This window comes from Micromonospora sonchi (genome assembly GCF_014646235.1).
GTDB lineage: Bacteria > Actinomycetota > Actinomycetes > Mycobacteriales > Micromonosporaceae > Micromonospora > Micromonospora sonchi.
Genome location: NZ_BMNB01000015.1, coordinates 87,077 through 105,883, shown reverse-complemented (window position 1 = coordinate 105,883; position 18,807 = coordinate 87,077). Strand labels below are relative to the sequence as shown.

Annotated in this window: 17 protein-coding genes; 13 read left to right on the top strand and 4 right to left on the bottom strand. The window is 71.6% G+C overall.

Features of this window, described 5'->3' with window-relative positions; all coding sequences use genetic code 11:
• Positions 1-203: 203 nt before the first annotated feature.
• On the bottom strand, positions 204-470 hold the full coding sequence (locus IEY61_RS17480; RefSeq protein ID WP_189045605.1) for a hypothetical protein: 267 nt from the start codon (positions 468-470) through the stop codon (positions 204-206).
• A gap of 438 nt (positions 471-908) precedes the next feature.
• Between IEY61_RS17480 and IEY61_RS17475 the strand changes: the two genes are divergently transcribed.
• Complete coding sequence (locus tag IEY61_RS17475; RefSeq protein ID WP_229705999.1) at positions 909-2,117, top strand: RNA polymerase sigma factor; 1,209 nt, start codon at positions 909-911, stop codon at positions 2,115-2,117.
• Between the two features lie 22 nt (positions 2,118-2,139).
• Here IEY61_RS17475 and IEY61_RS17470 read toward each other — a convergent pair whose 3' ends face one another.
• The gene (locus IEY61_RS17470) at positions 2,140-2,499 is read right to left on the bottom strand and encodes a YciI family protein (protein ID WP_189045601.1); all 360 of its coding nucleotides are present in this window, start codon (positions 2,497-2,499) and stop codon (positions 2,140-2,142) included.
• 272 nt (positions 2,500-2,771) lie between these two features.
• On the opposite strand from IEY61_RS17470, the gene IEY61_RS17465 reads away from it, so the two are divergent.
• The 5 genes from IEY61_RS17465 to IEY61_RS17445 all read left to right on the top strand — a co-directional run bounded on the left by IEY61_RS17465 (position 2,772) and on the right by IEY61_RS17445 (position 8,772).
• Positions 2,772-3,797, top strand: a complete 1,026-nt coding sequence (locus IEY61_RS17465) for an ETX/MTX2 family pore-forming toxin (RefSeq protein WP_229705998.1) — start codon at positions 2,772-2,774, stop codon at positions 3,795-3,797.
• A 152-nt stretch (positions 3,798-3,949) separates the two neighbouring features.
• Entirely contained in the window at positions 3,950-4,408 is a 459-nt protein-coding gene (locus IEY61_RS17460; protein ID WP_189045597.1) for a hypothetical protein, read from the top strand.
• Between the two features lie 27 nt (positions 4,409-4,435).
• A complete protein-coding gene (locus tag IEY61_RS17455; RefSeq protein ID WP_229705997.1) occupies positions 4,436-6,418 on the top strand; it encodes a sensor histidine kinase in 1,983 nt (660 codons plus the stop codon).
• Positions 6,419-6,453: 35 nt separating this feature from the next.
• Positions 6,454-7,125 (top strand): response regulator, encoded by a 672-nt coding sequence (locus IEY61_RS17450; RefSeq protein WP_189045595.1) that lies wholly within the window; start codon positions 6,454-6,456, stop codon positions 7,123-7,125.
• Positions 7,126-7,218: 93 nt separating this feature from the next.
• Complete coding sequence (locus tag IEY61_RS17445) at positions 7,219-8,772, top strand: arabinofuranosidase catalytic domain-containing protein (protein WP_229705996.1); 1,554 nt, start codon at positions 7,219-7,221, stop codon at positions 8,770-8,772.
• 151 nt (positions 8,773-8,923) lie between these two features.
• On the opposite strand, the gene IEY61_RS17440 is transcribed toward IEY61_RS17445, so the two are convergent.
• Positions 8,924-9,757, bottom strand: a complete 834-nt coding sequence (locus IEY61_RS17440; protein WP_189045592.1) for an NmrA family NAD(P)-binding protein — start codon at positions 9,755-9,757, stop codon at positions 8,924-8,926.
• A gap of 88 nt (positions 9,758-9,845) precedes the next feature.
• Between IEY61_RS17440 and IEY61_RS17435 the strand changes: the two genes are divergently transcribed.
• The 3 genes from IEY61_RS17435 (at position 9,846) to IEY61_RS17425 (ending at position 12,189) form a co-directional block, all read left to right on the top strand.
• Positions 9,846-10,775 (top strand): AraC family transcriptional regulator, encoded by a 930-nt coding sequence (locus IEY61_RS17435; protein WP_189045590.1) that lies wholly within the window; start codon positions 9,846-9,848, stop codon positions 10,773-10,775.
• A gap of 113 nt (positions 10,776-10,888) precedes the next feature.
• Positions 10,889-11,227, top strand: a complete 339-nt coding sequence (locus IEY61_RS17430; RefSeq protein ID WP_189045588.1) for a PadR family transcriptional regulator — start codon at positions 10,889-10,891, stop codon at positions 11,225-11,227.
• The gene (locus IEY61_RS17425) at positions 11,224-12,189 is read left to right on the top strand and encodes an HAAS signaling domain-containing protein (protein ID WP_189045586.1); all 966 of its coding nucleotides are present in this window, start codon (positions 11,224-11,226) and stop codon (positions 12,187-12,189) included. The genes IEY61_RS17430 and IEY61_RS17425 overlap by 4 nt, the downstream gene beginning before the upstream one ends.
• Here IEY61_RS17425 and IEY61_RS17420 read toward each other — a convergent pair.
• Positions 12,165-13,370: a hypothetical protein gene (locus IEY61_RS17420; RefSeq protein ID WP_229705995.1), complete on the bottom strand. Its 1,206-nt coding sequence runs from the start codon at positions 13,368-13,370 to the stop codon at positions 12,165-12,167. The two genes, IEY61_RS17425 and IEY61_RS17420, sit on opposite strands and share 25 nt — an antisense overlap.
• Before the next feature lie 167 nt (positions 13,371-13,537).
• On the opposite strand from IEY61_RS17420, the gene IEY61_RS17415 reads away from it, so the two are divergent.
• The 4 genes from IEY61_RS17415 (at position 13,538) to IEY61_RS17400 (ending at position 18,794) form a co-directional block, all read left to right on the top strand.
• Positions 13,538-15,058, top strand: a complete 1,521-nt coding sequence (locus IEY61_RS17415; RefSeq protein WP_189045582.1) for an NAD(P)/FAD-dependent oxidoreductase — start codon at positions 13,538-13,540, stop codon at positions 15,056-15,058.
• A gap of 46 nt (positions 15,059-15,104) precedes the next feature.
• Positions 15,105-15,725, top strand: coding sequence for an L-threonylcarbamoyladenylate synthase (locus tag IEY61_RS17410; RefSeq protein ID WP_189045580.1), 621 nt, complete (start codon positions 15,105-15,107; stop codon positions 15,723-15,725).
• 136 nt (positions 15,726-15,861) lie between these two features.
• Complete coding sequence (locus tag IEY61_RS17405) at positions 15,862-17,430, top strand: TIGR02677 family protein (RefSeq protein ID WP_189045578.1); 1,569 nt, start codon at positions 15,862-15,864, stop codon at positions 17,428-17,430.
• Entirely contained in the window at positions 17,427-18,794 is a 1,368-nt protein-coding gene (locus tag IEY61_RS17400) for a TIGR02678 family protein (protein ID WP_189045575.1), read from the top strand. Before IEY61_RS17405 ends, IEY61_RS17400 begins: the two co-directional genes overlap by 4 nt.
• Positions 18,795-18,807 lie beyond the last annotated feature (13 nt).

The window sequence follows — 18,807 nt, the reverse complement described above, 5'->3', positions numbered from 1 at the left end:
ACGAGACGGGCACGGTTGGGGTGATCAAGAGATTCGTGACGCCTTCAGATCACACGGTGGAGTACCGTGCTCGCGCTGTAACGGGCAGGAAGGTCTGCTCACCGTGTTGGCATAGGTGCCCGATCCGCGAGACGCCCGGGCAACTATTCAGGTCGCTTGAGTTCGGTGTGAGCCTCCGGGTTCGGGGCGTGACTGAAGTAATCTCAGCGACTTCGCGGTAGGTGCTTGTACTCGAAATGGCGCGTGCCACGGGCACGACGCTCGGCGGCGAGCAGCCGACCGAGATGCTGCACGAGTTCCCTGGGGCTGGTCGGAGGTGCTTGTCTGGCTGAGCGTGATGTCACCGTGTTCGCCTGCAGGCCAACACGCCTTCCGAGCGGGCCGTAGCCGATGAGGCCCTCTGCGACGGCAACCCCGTAGAGGATGTCGGCGATCCGGTCGACGCGATCCATCTGAAAGATCTCAGGCATGGGCGAAGGCTAGTGATGACGGTCCGGTGCGGGCAATGGGTCAGGGCTGGGCATCCTGCCAAGAATGCTGTCCGTGACGCTGTGGATAGCGACAGGGCTGCCGGACCCGGTCCTCACCTGCGTTGTGGCCCATTTGCTCTGCTTCAACCTATGCAACGGTCTGCCGCCGAACCCGTTGCCTAGGTTGAAGCAGAGCAAAGGACGCACTGGGGGGTGAGGGCGGGCCGACCCATCCACTCCATTGCGGGTTGCGGCGTGTCGGGGTCTGGTGCTTGCCCTCGCGAAGGTCTCTCACCCACGGCCGCCAGATCGGCGCAGGGTCACCGTAGAGATCCTGCGCGACGGCCCACTTCGACTCCGGAAATCCGATAGCCACGACCCGGGCCGACCGGCCAGGAAGCGGACGCCTCGGTCCCGCGAGTGGTGCACCCTGGTGCGGTGGGCGACGTGGCAGAGCTGTTGGACCGGATCTGGCGGACGGACGCGGCCGGCATGCTCGGCGCGCTCAGCCGGCGCCTCGGCGACCTCGACCGGGCCGAAGAGGCGTTGTCGGACGCGCTGGCCGAGGCGCTCAAGCGCTGGCCGGACGAGGGTGTGCCGGAGCGGCCCACGGGCTGGCTGGTCACCACGGGCTGGCGCAAGGCGCTGGACCGGCTGCGCCGCGACGCCGTCGGCCGCGAGAAGGTGGCGCAGGTGGCCGCGGAACCGCCGCCGGAACCGGGCGTGGACGATCGGCTGGCCATGATCTTCGGGTGCTGCCATCCGGACCTCGCCGAGCCGGCCCGGGTCGCGCTGACGCTGTACGCCGCCAGCGGCCTGAGCACCGCCGAGATCGCCAACGCATTCCTGGTGCCGGTGCCGACCATGGCGCAGCGGCTGTCCCGGGCCAAGCGTCAGTTGCGGGAGCGCGGTGTCCGGTTCGAGGTGCCGCAGACGCACGAGTACGCCGACCGGCTACCGACCGTGCTCGCGGTGATCTACCTCGTGTTCAACGAGGGATATCTGTCCAGTGGCCGGTCCGCCCAGCGGCGCGAGTTGGCCCGCGAGGGGGTCGACCTGGCGCGCCAACTCGCCGAGCTGCTGCCCCGTGAACCGGAGGCCGCCGGCCTGGCCGCGTTGCTGGAACTGCATCATGCCCGCGCCGACGCGCGGTTCGACTCGTGGGGCCGTATCGTGCTGCTCGACCAGCAGGACCGGCGGCTGTGGGACGGGCCGGCGATCGAACGGGCGGCGCTGCGGCTACGCGCGGCGGTGCGCCAGGGCCGACCCGGGCCGTACCAGCTACAGGCCGGCATCGCCGCGCTACACGCCCTGGCCGCCTCGTGGGAGGCCACCGACTGGGCCGCCGTGCGGGCACTGTACGACCGGCTGTACGCGTTGGACCCGTCGCCGATCGTGCTGCTGAACCGGGCAGTGGCCACGCGGTTCGTGGTGGGCCTGGCGCCGGCGCTGGACGAGGTCGACGCGCTCGGGGACCGCCTTGCCGACTACCATCTGTGGCACGCCGCCCGGGCCGACCTGCTGGCCACGCTCGAGCGTACGGCCGAGGCGCTGACAGCGGCGGAGCGCGCCCTGGAGTTGGCGACGAACCCGGCCGAACGGGAGCTGATGGCGCGCCGGGTGGGTGAGCTGAGGCGCCGGCGGTGAGACCGGCGCCCCCACGTCACCGCTACTCGCGGCTCATCACCGGACGGACCTCCAGCGCGCTCATCCCGGCAGCGAGTGGCCAGGTGGCCGCGATCCGCGCGGCCTCGTCGATGTCGTCGCACTCCAGCATGACCACCCCGCCGATGACCTCCTTGAGTTCCAGGTACGGCCCGTCGGTGATCATCGGCTGGCCGGTCGCACCGGCACGTACCGTCTTCGCCGTCTCCCGGGGCTGGAGCTCGACGCTGCCGGCGACGATCTTGCCGGTCGGCTGCCACCGTTCGAACCACCCGTAGACCTGCTTCATCACGTCCTGCTCGTCGGCCGGGGACAGCGTGCTCCACTCGCGGTCGTCGCCGAAGATCAGCATTGCGTACTTCACGGTTGCTCCTCGTGGTGGGAAAGCCTTGTCGTCCGTGTGACGAACGGCCGGCACCGCTCCTCGACACGTTCCGCCGAAATTTTTCTGCCGGGACAACATCCCGGGCAGCCGGGACAGCCGTCCCTGGTGCCCGGGTCCGCCGCCCGAACAGACTTCCGAGGCGAAACGGCCGCTGCCGGCCCGCCGGCGCACGGCACGCCTTTCGACGAAGCGCGACGAAGAATCGAGGTTCGATGCGAGTACGAAGAAGTGCGGCGCTCCTGAGCGCCGTCGTGACCGGATGGGCCCTGGCCCTGGTGATGGCGCAGCCGGCGTCGTCCGCGGCAATCAACTGTCACGTGCCGGTTCCGCCGCCGAAGTGCGATTTCGAGCCGCCGGAGGATCCGCTGCCGGTGACGTACGCTCCGGTTCTCGCCTTCGACGGCGCACGGCAGACGGTGTCCCCCTCCGGGGTGCACGTCTGGGGCTGGACGGCGGACGACGACGCGCCGACCACGCCGCTGACCGTGAACATCACCATCGACGGCGTTCTGGCCCGGTCCATGGTCGCCAACCTGCACCGGGCTGACGTCGCCGCCGCCTATCCGAAGTACGGTGCGGCGCACGGCTTCGACGTGGTGCTGCCCGCATCGGCCGCCGCACACAACGTCTGCGTGACGGCGATCAGTGTCGGCGGTGGACCGAACAAGTCGAGCTGCCGTCAGATGGACGACATCGTCGAGTTCGTGGCGTACCACGTCAGCTACGACCTGGCGCGGGCGGAGCTGGTCGGGACGACGCTGCAGCAACTGGACAAGGTGACGAACAAGAACGACACGGCGGTGACGCAGACGACCGAGATCAGCGGTACGAAGACGGTGACGGACACCGAGGGATGGTCGGACACCACCGGCGTCCGGGTCTCGGTGTCGACCAGCATCAGGGCCGGAGTTCCGATCTTCGCCGACGGCAAGGTGACGGTCTCGGCCGAGGGGTCGTTCAGCTGGACGCAGAACGGTTCCACCTCCCGCAGCCGCACGGTCTCCTGGCGGCAGCCTGTGGTGGTGCCCTCACGGTCGATCGTGGAGGCGACGGTCACGGTCACGCACGCGACCATCAGGGTGCCGTACTCGCTGAGCGGCGAGTTCGTCTACCGCAGCGGCGCCCGGCTCTGGGGAACGGTCGGTGGCTCGTTCGCCGGCGGCAACAGTGAGAACGTCCAGGTCAACCTGAAGCAGTACAACCTGGACGGTACGCCGGCCGCCGCACCGGTGGTGCAACCGCAGGCCAAGCTGCTCAAGATCACGCAACCGCAGTAGGAGAGCAGTAGCCGGCTGCCGTGGCATCGAATCCACCGCCACGGCAGCCGGACGGCGGCGGATCGGGGCGACCGGGGGGCCTCCCGAGCCGCCCCGACCAACGTTTGGACTGGTGCCCTACGGTCGGTCCGATTCATCGAAAGGAGAGCGAGATGAGCCTGGTCCCGGCGGAAACGGACGACCGTGTTTTGCTGATCGCCAACGACGACACCTTCGCGCACACCTACCTGGACTTCCACCAGATGCTGGCGGAGCAGTCCGAGGGCGACGAGTTGCGCGGCGCGGTGGAGTTCTTCGACACCGCGGGGCGGCGGCTGGTGCCCAAGTTCGACCCGCAGTGGCGCCTGACCGACCTGCGGCCGAGCAGCGAACCCGCCGATCCGGCGGCGGTGCGGCGCCGGCTGGAGGCGGTGCGTGACCACCTCGAACGGTTCCTGCGGGCAAACCCGGAGCTGCTGGCTTCCTACCGGCTCGACGTCGCCGAGGCGGTGGGCGCCCTGCCGGTGCTGGACGGCACGCTGACCGACGCCATCAACGAGATGCCGTGGCACGAGCGCTCGCACCGGGGAAACTTCCTGCACAACGCCATGCACGCCGCCGGTTGGGCCTGACCGGCATCAGCGACCAGGAGGCCCACCGTGGCGCCGGGTGAGGGATTCACATCGAGTCGGCGTGGCATGCTGGCCGGCGCGGCGGTGGCGGTGGCGCTACTCGTCCTGGCCGGCCAGCTCCACCAGCGGGACCCGCTGCTGTTCGGTCCCAGTACGCTGACCGCGGTCTTCGCCGCCGCGTTCACCGCGCTCGGTGCCCTGGTACTCGCCGGGGTGCCCGCCCACCCGGTGGGTCGGCTGATGCTCGCCGCCGGCCTGGTCGCAGGAGTCGCGGTGCTCGCGCTGAGCTGGTCGTCGTGGCTGCCGCTGGCCTGGCTGGGTCAGTGGCTGTGGTGGCCGCCGTACACCCTGGTCTTCCTGGCGCTGTTGGTCTTCCCGGACGGGAAGCTACCCGGCCCGCGGTGGCGCGTCGTCGCCGCCGGCCTCGTCGGCTGCGCCGGGCTGACCACGGGCGCCTTCGCCGTCGCCGCGCTCGACGACCCGCGCGGTCTGCTCTTCTCCGGCGAGCTCGCGGCGACCGGGCGGGCGCAGGTGCTGGTACGCATCGCCCTGTTGGCGATCGCCGCGCAGGCGCTGCTGGTGGTGGCGGTCCTGGTGTCGCTGGCGCGACGGTGGCACCGGGCGGCGGGCCAGACCCGCCAGCAGTTGGCCTGCCTGCTGGTGGCGGGTGCCCTGTTCCTGCTCGGTGGCGTGCTCGACATGCTCAACCTGGCCGGGGCGTGGGTGCTGATGGTGGTCGCCATCCCGGGCGCGCTCACCCTCGCCGTGCTGCGTTACCGGCTCTACCAGCTGGAACAGGTGATCAATCGGACGCTGGTCTGGTTGGTGATGAGCCTGCTGGTGATCGCCGGCTTCGTGGCCATCGTCGCGCTGCTGCGGGACCTGGTCGTCGGCGCGGACACTTCGAACGTCTCCCTGGCCGCCACCGGCCTGATCGCGATCACCTTCGAGCCACTGCGCGGCCGGGTGCAGCGGGGCGTCAACCGGTTGCTCTACGGATACCGGGACGATCCGTACGGAATGTTGACCCGGCTCGGCGGCCTGCTGGAACGGACCGGGCAGCCGCACGCGGTGCCGGCGCTCCTGACCGACACCATCGCCCGGTCCCTGCGGGTGCCGTACGTGGCGGTCGAGGTGGACGACCCCGAGGCAGGCGAGCCGCCCGACGGCGGCGTCGCGCCCCGCCCGCAGGCGGTGCACGGCACGCCGACCGCCTCGATGGAGCGGTTCGACATGCTCATCCACGGTGAGCGGGTCGGCCGGTTGGTGGTGGCCCACCGGCGTACCGGTGACCGGTTCACCCCGAGAGAGCGCCGGATCCTCACCGACGTGGCCCGGCAGGCCACGGTCGCGGTGGCGACCGCCCGGCTGATCCGCCAGCTGCGCGAGTCGCGGGAGGCACTGGTGCTGGCCCGGGAGGAGGAGCGCCGCCGGCTGCGCCGGGACCTGCACGACGGGCTGGGGCCGACGTTCGCCGGGATGTCGATGCAGGTCCGCGCGGCGAGCAAACTTCCCGCCGGGTCGCCACGGCTCGGGCTGATCCTCGACGGGCTCGCGGACGACCTGCGCACCTGCACCGCCGAGGTGCGCCGGCTGGTGGACCAGTTGCGGCCGGCCGCGCTGGACCAGGGTCTGGAGTCGGCGCTGCGGGCGGAATGTCAACGCTTCGACGGCCCGCAGCTGGCAATGGACCTACGGGTCGACGGTGACCTGCGGACGCTGCCCGCCGCAGTGGAGGTGGCGGCGTACCGGATCGTGGCCGAGGCGCTGTCCAACGTGGCGCGCCACGCTCGCGCCAGCCGATGTGAGGTCCGGGTTCGCCGCGACGGCGGGCTGCTGGTGGAGGTGGCCGACGACGGGATCGGAGTGGCCGGCCCGCGACCCGGCGGGGTGGGTCTGGACTCGATCCGGCACCGGGCGGCCGAACTCGGCGGCAGTTGCGAGATCACCGCCGGGGTGTGGGGTGGGACCCTGGTGCGGGTCCGGCTGCCCTGGGTCGAGGATGCGTAGCCGGCGACGGCGGGGACGACCGTGAGGGGACGAGCATGTCGGAACGGGCCCGGGTGCTGATCGTGGACGACCATCCGGTGGTGCGCCGGGGCCTGCGCACCATGCTGGAGGGTGAGTCGTGGGTGGCGGAGGTGACGGAGGCGGCCTCCTGCGCCGAGGCGGTCGCCGCGGTCGCGCACGGCCAGGTCACCGTCGTGGCGATGGACATCGCGCTGCCGGACGGCGACGGGGTGCAGGCGACCGGCCAGATCCTGCGGCACCGGCCGGAGATCAGGGTGTTGATGCTGACCATGGCCGACGAGGAGGAACTGGTCGCCCGTGCCCTGCGGGTCGGTGCCCGGGGCTATCTGCTCAAGGACACCGACCCCGACCTGGTGGTGGATGCGCTGCGGACGGTGGCCGGCGGGGGTCTGGTGCTGGGGCCGGGGATCGCCGTCGCCGGGCTGGGCTCGGCGCAGCCGGCGGCGGCCGCCAGCCTGCCGCCGCCGTTCGACCGGCTCACCCCGCGCGAGCGGGACATCCTGGGGCACCTGGCCGCCGGTGAGGACAATGCACAGATCGCCCGCCGGTTCGGCCTGAGCACGAAGACCATCCGCAATCAGGTCTCGGCGATCCTCGGGAAGCTGGGGGTCTCCGACCGGGTGCAGGCGGCGCTGCTCGCCCGGAACGCCGGCATCTGTGCCGAGACAAAGACGTCATACCAATGACGTTTAAGTTGCTCTATGCTTTCTCTGGGCCGCGAGCAGGCCGGTCGCTCACGCAGCTGACCCAGCCCTTTACCTTCACCCCGAGGAAGCATCATGCTCGTTGCGAAACTTCGACGCCATCGCTCCCGGCGGCTGGCGATGATCGGCGCGTCAGTGCTCGTGCTGGTCGGCAGCGCAATCCTGGTTCCCCAGCTCCAGGTCGCGATGGCCGCACCCGCAGCCGCCGCGGCCATCGTTCCGGGTCAGCGCACCGTGATCACCGGTGTGGCGTCCGGGCGGTGCCTGGAGGTGCCGAACTCGAGCACCACCAACGGCACCCAGACCCAGTTGTGGGACTGCACCGGCGGCGCCAACCAGACCTGGACCTACACCGCCGGTAGACAACTTCAGGTGTACGGCAACAAGTGCCTGGACGCCAACGGCGCCGGCACCAGCAACGGCACCCAGGTCATCATCTGGGACTGCCACGGCAACACCAACCAGCAGTGGAACGTCAACGCCAACGGCACCATCAGCGGCGTGCAGTCCGGGCTCTGCCTGGACGCCAACGGCGCCGGCACCGGCAACGGCACGAAGATCATCCTCTGGTCCTGCCACGGCAACACCAACCAGCAGTGGACCTCGCCGGCACCCCCGCCGACGAGCCCACCACCGACGAGCCCGCCGCCCTCGCCGCCGGCCGGGTCCCTGCCGTGTGACATCTACGCGGCCGGCGGGACGCCGTGCGTGGCGGCGCACAGCACGACCCGAGCGCTGTACGCCGCCTACCGCGGCAACCTGTACCAGGTCCGCCGCTCGTCGGACAACACGACCCGCGACGTCGGCCTGTTGACCACCGGCGGTACGTCCAACGCGGCGACGCAGGACTCGTTCTGTGCCGGCACGCAGTGTGTGATCACCGTGATCTACGACCAGTCCGGCCGCGGCAACGACCTGTGGTACCAGGGCTCCAGCGTCGTCCCCGGCTCACCGCAGAGCCGGCCGGCGATCGCCACGTCCGAGTCCCTGACCGTCGGAGGCGGCAAGGCGTACTCGCTCTACATCAACCCGGGCAACAGCTACTGGCGCGACGGTCACCTCACCGGCGTGCCGACCGGCAGCGCCCCCGAGGGCATGTACATGGTGACCAGTGGCACGCACGTCAACAACGGCTGCTGCTTCGACTACGGAAACAGCGAGACGACCCGCAAAGCCGACGCGGCCGGCGCGATGGACGCGATCAACTTCAGCACCCAGTGCTGGTTCGGCGGCTGCTCCGGTTCGGGTCCCTGGGTGCAGGCGGACCTGGAATGGGGCCTCTACCCCGGCGGCAGCCAGTCCTGGAACCCGAACCAGCGGGCCTTCCCCCACAAGTTCGTCACCGCCACCCTGAAGAACAACGGCACCACCCGCTTCGCCATCAAGGGCAGCAACGCCCAGTCCGGCAGCCTCTACACGCTCTACGAAGGACCACTGCCACCCGGATACAGCCCGATGAAGAAGCAGGGCGCGATCATCCTGGGCAGCGGTGGGGACTGCTGCAAACCCGACGGCGGGGCCAACCTCAGCGCCGGCACCTTCTACGAGGGCGCCATGGTCGCCGGCTACCCCTCCGACGCCACCGAGAACGCCGTGCACGCCAACATCATCGCCGCCGGCTACCGCTAGCGGTCTTGTTCCGACGCCTGTGGGCGCCCTATGGCACACCCATGCCGTAGGGCGCCCTGGTCGGAGGTGCTTGTCTGGTTGAGCGAACGGCAGCTCGCTCACTATGACTTCCGGTTCCCGCGAGCGAGCTGACCAGCGGGCAGCGCCGCCGTCACTGCCATGCGCCGGCCGTGGCGGCCCGGGCGACATAGGTGTCGAAGTCGATCGGGTCGCGTCCGAGGATCCGCCGCACCGCGTCGGTCGGCTGGGCGAGATACCCGGCCCGCATCCCGGCGAACATGGCGTTGAGCGCGGTCGCGTCGTCGGCAGAGTAACCCTCGGCGAGCAACTCGGTCCGGTACTGCTCCGGCGTCAACTCGACGTACTGGACGGATCGGCCGGCCGCCTTGGCGATCGTCGTCACCGCCTCGGCGAAGGTGAGCGCGTGGGGGCCCGACAGGTCGTACACCTGCCCGTGATGGCCGTTCTCGGTCAGCAGGGCCGCGGCGACGTCGGCGATGTCCTGGGCGTCGACGAAGGGCTCCGGCGTGGCACCCATCGGCAGGGCCAGGCGGCCGTCGATCAGCGGTTGGTGCCACAGATCCTCGTCGAAGTTCTGGTTGAAGTTGTTCGCGCGGATGATCGTCCACTCCACGCCGGAGTCCCGCACGGCCTGCTCCGCGCCGACCATGCTCGGCGAGAAATCCTGGTCGATCTTGTCGATTCCGCGCCCGGAGAGCGCAACGAATCGGCCGACGCCCGACTGCACCGCCTGCGACACGAAGTCGTTGGCGGCTGCGGGGTCCGCCGGAGCGATGAGATAGACCGCGGATGCGCCCGCTACGGCCCGTAGCCAGGTGGTCGGTTGCGTCCAGTCGAATCGCACCTCGCCGGAGCGGGACGCCGCCCGTACGCGCTCGCCCGCCCCCCGCAGCCTGCGTACGAGCCGGCGTCCGGTCTTTCCGCTTGCGCCGATGACGAGGATCTCCTTCGTTTCGTTCAGCATGGACACGAGTCAACCGGCCCGACCGCCACCAGGACATGGCTGGTAGTACGCCGGGCATGTGTGATCGTCCGCGCCCTATGGTGCAGCGATGGATCCGTTCGACAGTCTGCTGCGCGACGTACGCGCTGAAGGTGCCGCTTTCGGCCGGTCGGTGCTGGCGCCGTCGTGGGCGCTGCGGTTCCCCGACGGCGCACCCCTGACACTCTGCGTGCCGCTGCGCGGCGAGGGTTGGATCGTCCACCCCGAGAACGACAAGCCACTTCTGGTACGGGTCGGCGAGGCCGTCGTGGTGCGGGGACCGGAACCGTTCGTCTTCTCCGCGGAGCCACGGTCGAGCTTCTCGCCCGACGAGGTGCGCGACGTCACCTTCGGCCGGTCGCTGGTGGCGCCGCCACCGGAGCCGGGCCCGGCCGAGCAGATGGTGCTGCTGGCTGGGGCGTACCACGTCCAGGGCCAGGCGCCGCAGCGGCTGCTCGGAGCACTCCCACCGGTGCTGGTCGTACCCGACGAGCACGACTGTTCGTCGCTTCGCGACTACCTGGACTTCCAGCTCGGCGGGTGCCGCCCCGGTCGGCAGATCGTGTTGGATCGTCTGCTGGACTGGCTGCTGGTCTGCACGATCCGGGACTGGTTCGACCAGCCGGGTGCCCAGGCTCCCCGCTGGTACCGGGCGCTGAGCGACGGCACGGTGGGCCCGGCGCTGCGCGCCATGCACGACGCCCCGGGTGAGCCGTGGACCCTTGCCTCCCTGGCCGCCCGCGCCGGAGTGTCCCGCACAACGCTGGCCAAACGGTTCACCGAACTGATGGGTGAGCCACCGCTGACCTACCTGACCGACTGGCGGATGGCGCTCGCCGTCGACATGCTGGCCGAGACCACCGCGACGGTCGCCGCCGTGGCGCGCCGACTCGGGTACGCGGACGCCTTCGGCTTCAGCACGGCGTTCAAACGGGTCCACGGGGTGAGCCCCAGCGAACACCGCAAGCTGGCACGATCCCCAGAACAGACGCGGTCGTGATCGTTGGCAGCTGAGCGGTTCGACACGCCGGGGCGGTGACCGCTGAGCCGCCAACGATCACGGGCTGGATGAGGGCTTGACAGTTGTCTTGTTACGCAAGGTATCTTGCTTGCATGGACGGTACGCGTGAGCGGATCACCACCAACATTCGCAAGGGCGTACTCGAGTTCTGCGTCCTCGCGCTGCTCTCCCGGCGCGACATGTACGGCCTGGAGTTGGCCGACAGCCTCGTCGCTCGCGGTCTGACCGCGAGCGAGGGCAGCCTCTACCCGCTGCTTGCCCGCATGCGGCAGGCGGGCAGCGTCGAGACCCGCTGGCTGACCCCGGAGCAGGGGCATGCCCGGCGGTACTACGCGATCACGGACCAGGGGCGGGCGCAGTTGCGCGTGTTCGCGGCGGTGTGGCGCGACATCCAGCCGCACGTGGACGAACTGATGACGGAGGAAACATGACCAGCCACGCCCTACCCGAGGCGGCGGAGACCTACCTGCGGGCGCTCGGCGCCGAGCTGTCGGACGCGCCACCGGACACCGTGCGGGAGATCGTCGAGGACGTCCGCGCGCACATCACCGACGCGCTGGGCAGCGGGCGGACCATGGACCAGGCGCTGGCCGGTCTCGGCAGCCCGCAGGCGGTGGCGGGGCAGGCGCGCGACGAACTCGCACTCGCGGACCGGGCCCCTGACCACGCCGAGCGGGCCGGCCGGACCCTGCGCGCGGTCGCCGTGGCGGTTGGCGTGCTGACCGCCGTGTGCGTGAGCTTCCTGCTGCCGTTCGCGGCACTGCCACTCGGCCTAGGGCAGGCCGGTCCCGACGGGCAGAGCATCGTGCAGCGCTACGGCGCCGGGTTCGCGATGCTCACCCTGCTGCCGGCGCTCATCGCGGTCGCGCCGTTCGTGCTGCCCGCCCGGACGCGGCGGGTGGCCGGGGTGGTCGGCGCGCTGGTTCTCACCGCGTTCACGGTCGTCTCCGGCGAGATCGGTCTGTACTACTTCCCGCTCGTGCTCCTGCTCTGGGCGGCGGTGATCGTGCCGTCGGCGATGCGGCGCGGGATCGGCCGGGTCGCCGTCCGCGTGTGGCGCCTCGTCGCCGCGGCGTTCGTGGCCCTGCCCGCGATCCTGATCGCGTCCTCGGTCGCCACCGGAACGGTCGGTGTCGACTGGCTCGGCGTGGCGCTGTGGGGCGTCGGGCCGCTGGTCCTCGGCGCGCTGTGCGGGTTCGGAATCCGGGCCGGGTACGCGGTCACCGCGCTGGCCGGTGCGCTGGTCATGATCCTCGCGATGGTCCAGCCCGGCCTCCTCTTCGCGGCCTTCTGGCTGTTCGGAGGGGTGTACCTGATGATCGGCGCCAGCGGGTTCGCTGCGATGCGGGCGCGTCACCGGACGCCGCTTCAGACGATGAAGCCGGTCCAGTAGGCGAGCCAGACGACGAACAGGGCACCCTGCAGCAGCGCGAGCGCGGCAGCCAACCAGAGGTCGACCGCCGGCCGCCGCGCCCAGCGGGCCAGCACGAGCGCAACCGGAAACACGGCGAGCAGGTAGCGCAGCAGGCTCCGGTAGACGGGCGGACCCATCGACAGCGGCACCAGCACCATCATCACCCCGTACACCAGGTAGGGCGGGCCCAGGCGGCGGGCGCCGGCGACGAGGACGGCCAGGACCCCGACGGCGATCCAGACCCTGATCGCGTCCGGCGCCGCCCCGGTCAGCCCGCCCCAGAGCACGCCGAGCGGATTCTGCACGCGGACGCCCCAGCCCTGCTCCTGGGCGTGCTTGTAGGCGAACCAGTCCCCGCCCCGCCAACGGCAGAACGCCATGAAGGTGAGCCAGCCGGCGGGCAGCAGCAGCAGCGGCCAGCCCGTGCGCAGATACCCCCACAGGGCGCGCGGGGCCAACCGGTAGCCGCCCTGTCCGAGTAACACCAGGGCCAGCGGAACGGCCACGAAGAACCCGACCGACCGGCTCAGCGCGAGAAAGAAGCCGACCACGCCGACCAGCAGCCATCGCCGCTTCTCCGCGTAGTAGAAGGTCGCCAGCGTCAGGCAGAGGAAGAGCGACTCGGTGAGCGCCGCGTGGAACAGGAAGGCGGTGGGCAGCAGCACCAGGTACCGCACGAACCGCCGAGCCGCCCGGTCGAGACCGGTGGTGTCCCGGCCGGCGGGGGTGCCGCGATCGGTGGCGGTGGTCAGCAGGCGCTCGCCGAGCCGGTAGGCGTAGTAGAGCACGCCGATGAAGGCCGCGTTGGCGACGACCAGCAGCGCCAGCGCGGTGTCGCCGCCCAGCAGCGGGGCGAGCAGCCGGGCGAGGAACGGGTACAGCAGGGGAAAGCCGAAATCCCGCCACGGCTCGTCGAGCGGCAGCCGGGCCAGGCGGTCGTAGAGGAACGAGTCCCAGACGAACCAGAGCGAGAGCCACCGGTGCGGCGAGACGTCCCGCTGCTGCTGGCGCATCAGCACGTCGTCCGGCGACGCCCAGTAGCTCGCGTCGAGGGCGGCGAGCGCGAGCACCCCGACCAGACTGAGGACGATCTTCGTCCCGACGAAAACGGTGAGCAGGTACGGCCAGGGCGCGGGCACCCGCGCGAACAGTCGGCGCACCCGGCCCGTCCCGACCATCCGTCCCCCGAACCGTGCCGCCGGCCGAATCGGCGCCGCGTACCCGCTGCCGCGCCGACCATGCCCACCTTCGCCGGGTGACATCTCCGGCACGTGGGGTAAACGGTCGGCCGTCTGGAGCGGTTTGGGCGTACGGAGGCGGCGGGGGCATGGGCGACGAGCACGGCACCGTGGTGATCGGTGCGGGTCCGGCGGGACTGACCGCGGCGTACGAACTGCTCCGCCGCGGCGCCCCGGTGCGGGTCTTCGAGGCCGACGAGGTGGTCGGCGGCATCAGCCGGACCGTGGAGCGCGACGGGTGGCGCTTCGACATCGGCGGGCACCGGTTCTTCACGAAGGTGTCCCGGGTCGAGGACTTCTGGCACGAGATCCTGCCCGACGAGGACTTCCTGCTCCGGCCCAGGATGAGTCGGATCTACTACCGGGGGGCGCTCTACGACTACCCGCTCAACGCCGGCAACGCGTTGCGCAACCTGGGGCTCTGGGAGGCCGCCCGGTGCATGGGCTCGTACGCGCGGGCCCGGCTGCGGCCACCGGCGGACCAGTCGCACTTCGAGGGGTGGGTCTCCGCCCGGTTCGGTTGGCGGCTGTACTCGATCTTCTTCAAGACGTACACGGAGAAGGTGTGGGGCATCCCGGCCGACCAACTACAGGCGGACTGGGCGGCGCAGCGGATCAAGAACCTGTCGCTGGCCAAGGCGGTCCGCAACGCGGTGCTGCCGAAACGTAACCGCAAGGACGTGGCGAGCCTGATCCAGGAGTTCCAGTACCCCAAGCTGGGACCCGGGATGATGTGGGAACGCTGCGCCGAACAGGTGCGCCGGGGTGGCGGGGCGGTGCAGACCGGCACCTGGGTGACCGCCGTGCACCACGACCCGGAGCGGCGTCGCGCGATCGCCGTCAGCGTCGACGGCGCCAGCGGGCCGCGCACCGAGCCGGCCGACCACGTCGTCTCCTCGATGCCCATCTCCGAACTGGTGGCGGCGCTGCGTCCGGCCCCGCCGCCGCAGGTCCGGGCCGCCGCCGAGGACCTGCGCTACCGGGACTTCCTCACCGTGGCGCTGGTGGTGCCCGCCGAGTTCTCCTTCCCCGACAACTGGATCTACGTCCACGACCCCGGCGTACGGGTGGGCCGCATCCAGAACTTCGGTTCCTGGTCGCCGTACCTGGTCAAGGACGGCCGCACCTGCCTCGGTCTGGAGTACTTCGTGTCGGTGGGCGACGAGACCTGGCGGACGCCCGACGCCGACCTGATCGCCGCCGCGACCACCGAGCTGGAGCAACTGGGGTTGATCCGGCCCGGCGCCGTCGAGGCCGGCTACGTGGTGCGGATGCCGAAGGCGTACCCGGTCTACGACGAGCGTTACCAGCACAACGTCGACGTGATCCGGGACTGGCTGGCGCGCGAGGTGCCGAACGTGCACCCGGTCGGGCGCAACGGCATGCACCGCTACAACAACCAGGACCACTCGATGCTGACGGCGATGCTGACCGCCGAGAACATCGCCGAGGGCACCGGCCACGACGTCTGGTCGGTCAACGTGGAGCAGGACTACCACGAGGAGACGGCCCGCCGCGACGGGCGCCGCGGCACCGGCCGCGACGCCCCGCTGATGCCGGCCCCGCCGCCGTCCGCGACCACCGTGTCAGCCGCCCGCGGCCGACCGTGACCGGCGTGGTGTTGCCGCATCGGACCGGGCCTCTAGGGTGGTGGGCATGGCGAGGTACCACGACGTACATCCGGACAATCCCCAGCCCCGGATCATCCGGCAGGTCGTCGACCTCGTTCGGGACGGCGGCCTGATCGCCTATCCCACGGATTCCTGCTTCGCCCTGGGCTGTCGACTGGACAACCCGGACGGGCTGAACCGCATCCGCGAGATCCGGCAACTGGACGACCGGCACCACTTCACGCTGGTGTGCCGGGACTTCGCCCAGCTCGGCCAGTTCGTGCAGGTCAGCAACGCGATCTTCCGCCTGGTGAAGGCATGCACCCCGGGCAGCTACACGTTCATCCTGCCCGCCACCCGGGATGTGCCGCGCCGGATGCTGCACCCGCGCAAGCGCACCGTCGGCGTCCGCGTACCCGCGCACACCGTCACCCAGGCGCTGCTGGCCGAGTTGGGTGAGCCGCTGGTGTCGAGCACGCTGATCCTGCCCGGGGAGGAGGAGCCGCTGATCCAGGGCTGGGAGATCAAGGAACGGCTGGACCACCAGCTCGACGCGGTGGTCGACGCGGGGGAGTGCGGCAAGGAGCCGACCACCGTGGTGGACCTCTCCGCAGACGAGCCGGAGATCCTGCGCCGGGGCGCCGGCGACCCGTCCCGGTTCGAGTGACCGGCTGCCCGGCCAGCCGAGCCGGCGTGCGGCCCGGGCCGCACGCCACGGCGACACGCCTGGCGGGTGCGGCGGGCGGGCGCTGGAGCTCTCGGTAGGCTGTGCCGCCGGAAGGACCGCCGCCGAAAGGACGACGATGACCGGACAACCGTCGAGACCCACCTTCGGGCTGGACGAGTTCGGGCTGGACGACCGGATGCGGCTGTTCGGCTACGTCACGGCCGAGCACCGGTTCACCTACCGCTGGCTGCTGCGCGCCTTCGAGGCGGCGCGCTCCAGCTACCACGTCATGCTGCACACCGCCGACGTGGCCGCGACGCTGGGGGCGCTGCACGAGGCGAACCCGGACTGCCCCGACCCCGCCGAGCTGGAACTGCCCCGGCTGCTCGACGCGCTGGTCGAGTGGGGGGTGCTCGACCGGGGCCAGGACGGCACCCGGGCCAACACCCTCGCCGAGTACCGCAACCGGCACTCGGTCTACCAGTTCACCGAGGCCGGTTACCGGGCCCACCGGGCGGTGGAGGCGGTGCTCACCGCGACGATGGACGACAGCACGCTGTCCCGGCTGGTCTTCGCCGACCTGCTCGCCGACCTGGCCGCGCTCGCCGCCGCCAACGAGACCGGCGACGCCGAGGAGGTCTACCGCAAGCTAAACCGCCTGGACCGGGCGCTGGCCGACATCGCCGAGCGGGCGGCCCGCTTCTACCACATGCTGGGTGACCTGAGCCGCACCAACGACGTACGCCCGGAGGCGTTCCTCGCCCACAAGGATGCCCTGCTGGCCCACCTGCGCGACTTCCACGACGAGTTGCAGCGCTACACGCCGCGGCTGCGCGCGGCGGTGCACGAGGTGGAGGCGACCGGCCTGGACCGCCTGATCGAGGCGGCGGCCGAGGCGGACGAGCGGCTCTTCCAGACCCCGGCGCAGCGACTGGAGGACTGGCGGCGCCGGTGGCAGGGGCTGCGCTCCTGGCTGGCCCCGCCGGGCGCCGAGGAGACCAGCGAGGCCGACCGGCTCGCCGACGCCACCGTCGCGGCGATCGGCGACGTGCTGGCCCTGCTCCGCCGGGTCACCGAGGCCCGGCGCGGCGGGGTCAGCCGCGAGTCGCAACTGCGTCACCTCGCCGCGTGGTTCACCCGGGTGCCCTCGCAGGACGCCGCCGACGCGCTCTTCGACGCCGCGTTCGGGTTGGGCGCGCCCCGGCACGTGGCGGTGACCCACGCCGACCCGGAAGCGATCCCGACCCGGCTGTCCTGGTGGGACGCGCCAGCGGTGGAGCTGTCCCGGACCCTGGTCGCGACCGGCCGGGAGCCCGGGCAGGGGCGGGGCCGACCGGCCCGGATCGACCGGAGCGACGACCGCCGGCACCGGCTGCGCGCCGACCAGTTGGCCCGCGAGCGCCGGCTCGCCGACGCGGCGGCGGTGCTGGCCGAGGAGGATCTCGACGTACATCGGCTGGACGCGGAGCAGACCGCGGTGCTGCTGCGGCTGCTCGACCTCGCCCTCGCCGCGCGGACCGGAGCCGCCGCGGCGGTGCCGCTCGCCGCGGCGGCGCACGGTGTGCGGCTCACCCTCACGCCCGCACCGGGCCGCTTCAGCACCGTGCGCACCGCCGCCGGTCGGCTGCATCTCGACGGGTACGCGCTGGCCGTGACCGCCGCGAGCCACACCGCGGTGCAACGCCGGGAGCTGGTCGCGGTATGACCGAGCCGATCCGGCACCGGTTCGCCGCCGACGTCACCGACCTGGAACTCGCCGACTACCAGCGCGCCGTCCGCCTGGTGCTGCGCCATCCGCTGATCACCGCGACCTGGCCGGACGAGCGGGCGCTGCCCCGGGTGCGGCGGTTCGCCACGACCCTGCGGCGGGACCTCTCCGAGGCGTTCGGCTACCGGCTGGAGCTGCACGGCGGGACGGCCCGGCTGGTCCGGGCGAAGGACCGGTTGGACCCCACCCAGCCGGCCCGGTCGCGGACCGGCCGACCGTTCGACCGCCGACGCTACGCGTACCTCGCGCTCTGCCTGGCGGTGCTGGGCAGAGCCGGCGTACAGATCACACTGAGCGAGCTGGCGGACTCGGTGGCCGCCGACGCGAGCCGGATCAGCGGGCTCGGCCTGGATCCGGATCAGGGTGCCGACCGCCGGGCGTTCGTGGACGCGGTGGGCTGGCTCGAGGAGCGGGGCGCGCTCCGCCTGGCCGACGGCTCCACCTCCGCCTGGGCCAGCGACCCGGGCGCCGGCGAGGCGCTGTACGACGTGGCCCGCGACGTGGTCGTCGCACTGTTCCGCCCGACCCGGGTGCTGCAACACGTCGGCTCGGTGGAGGCGCTGCTGGACCGGTCGTTGGCCAGCAGCGGCAACGCCGAGCGCCGACGCAGCGCCCAGGTGGCCCGCCGTACGGTGGTGGAGTCGCCGGTCGTCTACCTCGGCGACGTCGATCCCCCGGTCGCCAACCACCTGCGCGGTACCGCCCTCGCCGCCGACCTGGCCCGGCTGACCGGGCTGCGCCTGGAACGACGGGCCGAGGGGGTGCTGCTGGTGGACACCGCCGGCTTCACCGTGGAGCGCTTCCCCGGCACCGGTTCGGTGGCGCAGGCCGCCGTCCTGCTCGCCGTCGAGCTGGCCGACCGTGCCCTCGATCCGGACGGTCGCCGGGTCCGGCGGCTGGCCCCGCCCGACGAGTCGGCCCGGCAGCGCGCCCTGGTCGAGCAGGTCGACGCGGGCCTGCCGACCGCCACGCTGGTCGAACTCAACGACGAGACACCGCCGCCGGTCGCCCCCGAGCCGGACGCGCCGCAGGGCCCGCCCGACGAGACCCGGCTGCCCCTGGTCACCGACAGCTTTCTGCGCGAGGCGGTGGCGGAGATCCTGCGCCGGTACGCCTCCGCGTTCGGCGCCCAGTGGCACGCCGACCCGCACCGGCTGGCCGGCGAGGCGATCGCGCTGCTGGAACGCTTCGGCGCGGTCATCCGTGTGCCCGGCGGCGTGCTGGTCCGACCGCTGGTCGGCCGCTACCGCCACACCGTGGCGGCGCTCCGGCAACGGGCCGCCGCCGAAACCCTCTTCTGACCCCTGGATACCG

What these genes read in the sequence shown, in the direction of transcription:
- IEY61_RS17430 (WP_189045588.1), top strand. Translation starts at nt 10,889, where the DNA reads ATGGACGGTACGCGTGAGCGGATCACCACCAACATTCGCAAGGGCGTA.
- IEY61_RS17405 (WP_189045578.1), top strand. Translation starts at nt 15,862, where the DNA reads ATGACCGGACAACCGTCGAGACCCACCTTCGGGCTGGACGAGTTCGGG.
- IEY61_RS17480 (WP_189045605.1), bottom strand. Translation starts at nt 470, where the DNA reads ATGCCTGAGATCTTTCAGATGGATCGCGTCGACCGGATCGCCGACATC.
- IEY61_RS17460 (WP_189045597.1), top strand. Translation starts at nt 3,950, where the DNA reads ATGAGCCTGGTCCCGGCGGAAACGGACGACCGTGTTTTGCTGATCGCC.
- IEY61_RS17415 (WP_189045582.1), top strand. Translation starts at nt 13,538, where the DNA reads ATGGGCGACGAGCACGGCACCGTGGTGATCGGTGCGGGTCCGGCGGGA.
- IEY61_RS17440 (WP_189045592.1), bottom strand. Translation starts at nt 9,757, where the DNA reads ATGCTGAACGAAACGAAGGAGATCCTCGTCATCGGCGCAAGCGGAAAG.
- IEY61_RS17435 (WP_189045590.1), top strand. Translation starts at nt 9,846, where the DNA reads ATGGATCCGTTCGACAGTCTGCTGCGCGACGTACGCGCTGAAGGTGCC.
- IEY61_RS17450 (WP_189045595.1), top strand. Translation starts at nt 6,454, where the DNA reads ATGTCGGAACGGGCCCGGGTGCTGATCGTGGACGACCATCCGGTGGTG.
- IEY61_RS17400 (WP_189045575.1), top strand. Translation starts at nt 17,427, where the DNA reads ATGACCGAGCCGATCCGGCACCGGTTCGCCGCCGACGTCACCGACCTG.
- IEY61_RS17425 (WP_189045586.1), top strand. Translation starts at nt 11,224, where the DNA reads ATGACCAGCCACGCCCTACCCGAGGCGGCGGAGACCTACCTGCGGGCG.
- IEY61_RS17445 (WP_229705996.1), top strand. Translation starts at nt 7,219, where the DNA reads ATGCTCGTTGCGAAACTTCGACGCCATCGCTCCCGGCGGCTGGCGATG.
- IEY61_RS17410 (WP_189045580.1), top strand. Translation starts at nt 15,105, where the DNA reads ATGGCGAGGTACCACGACGTACATCCGGACAATCCCCAGCCCCGGATC.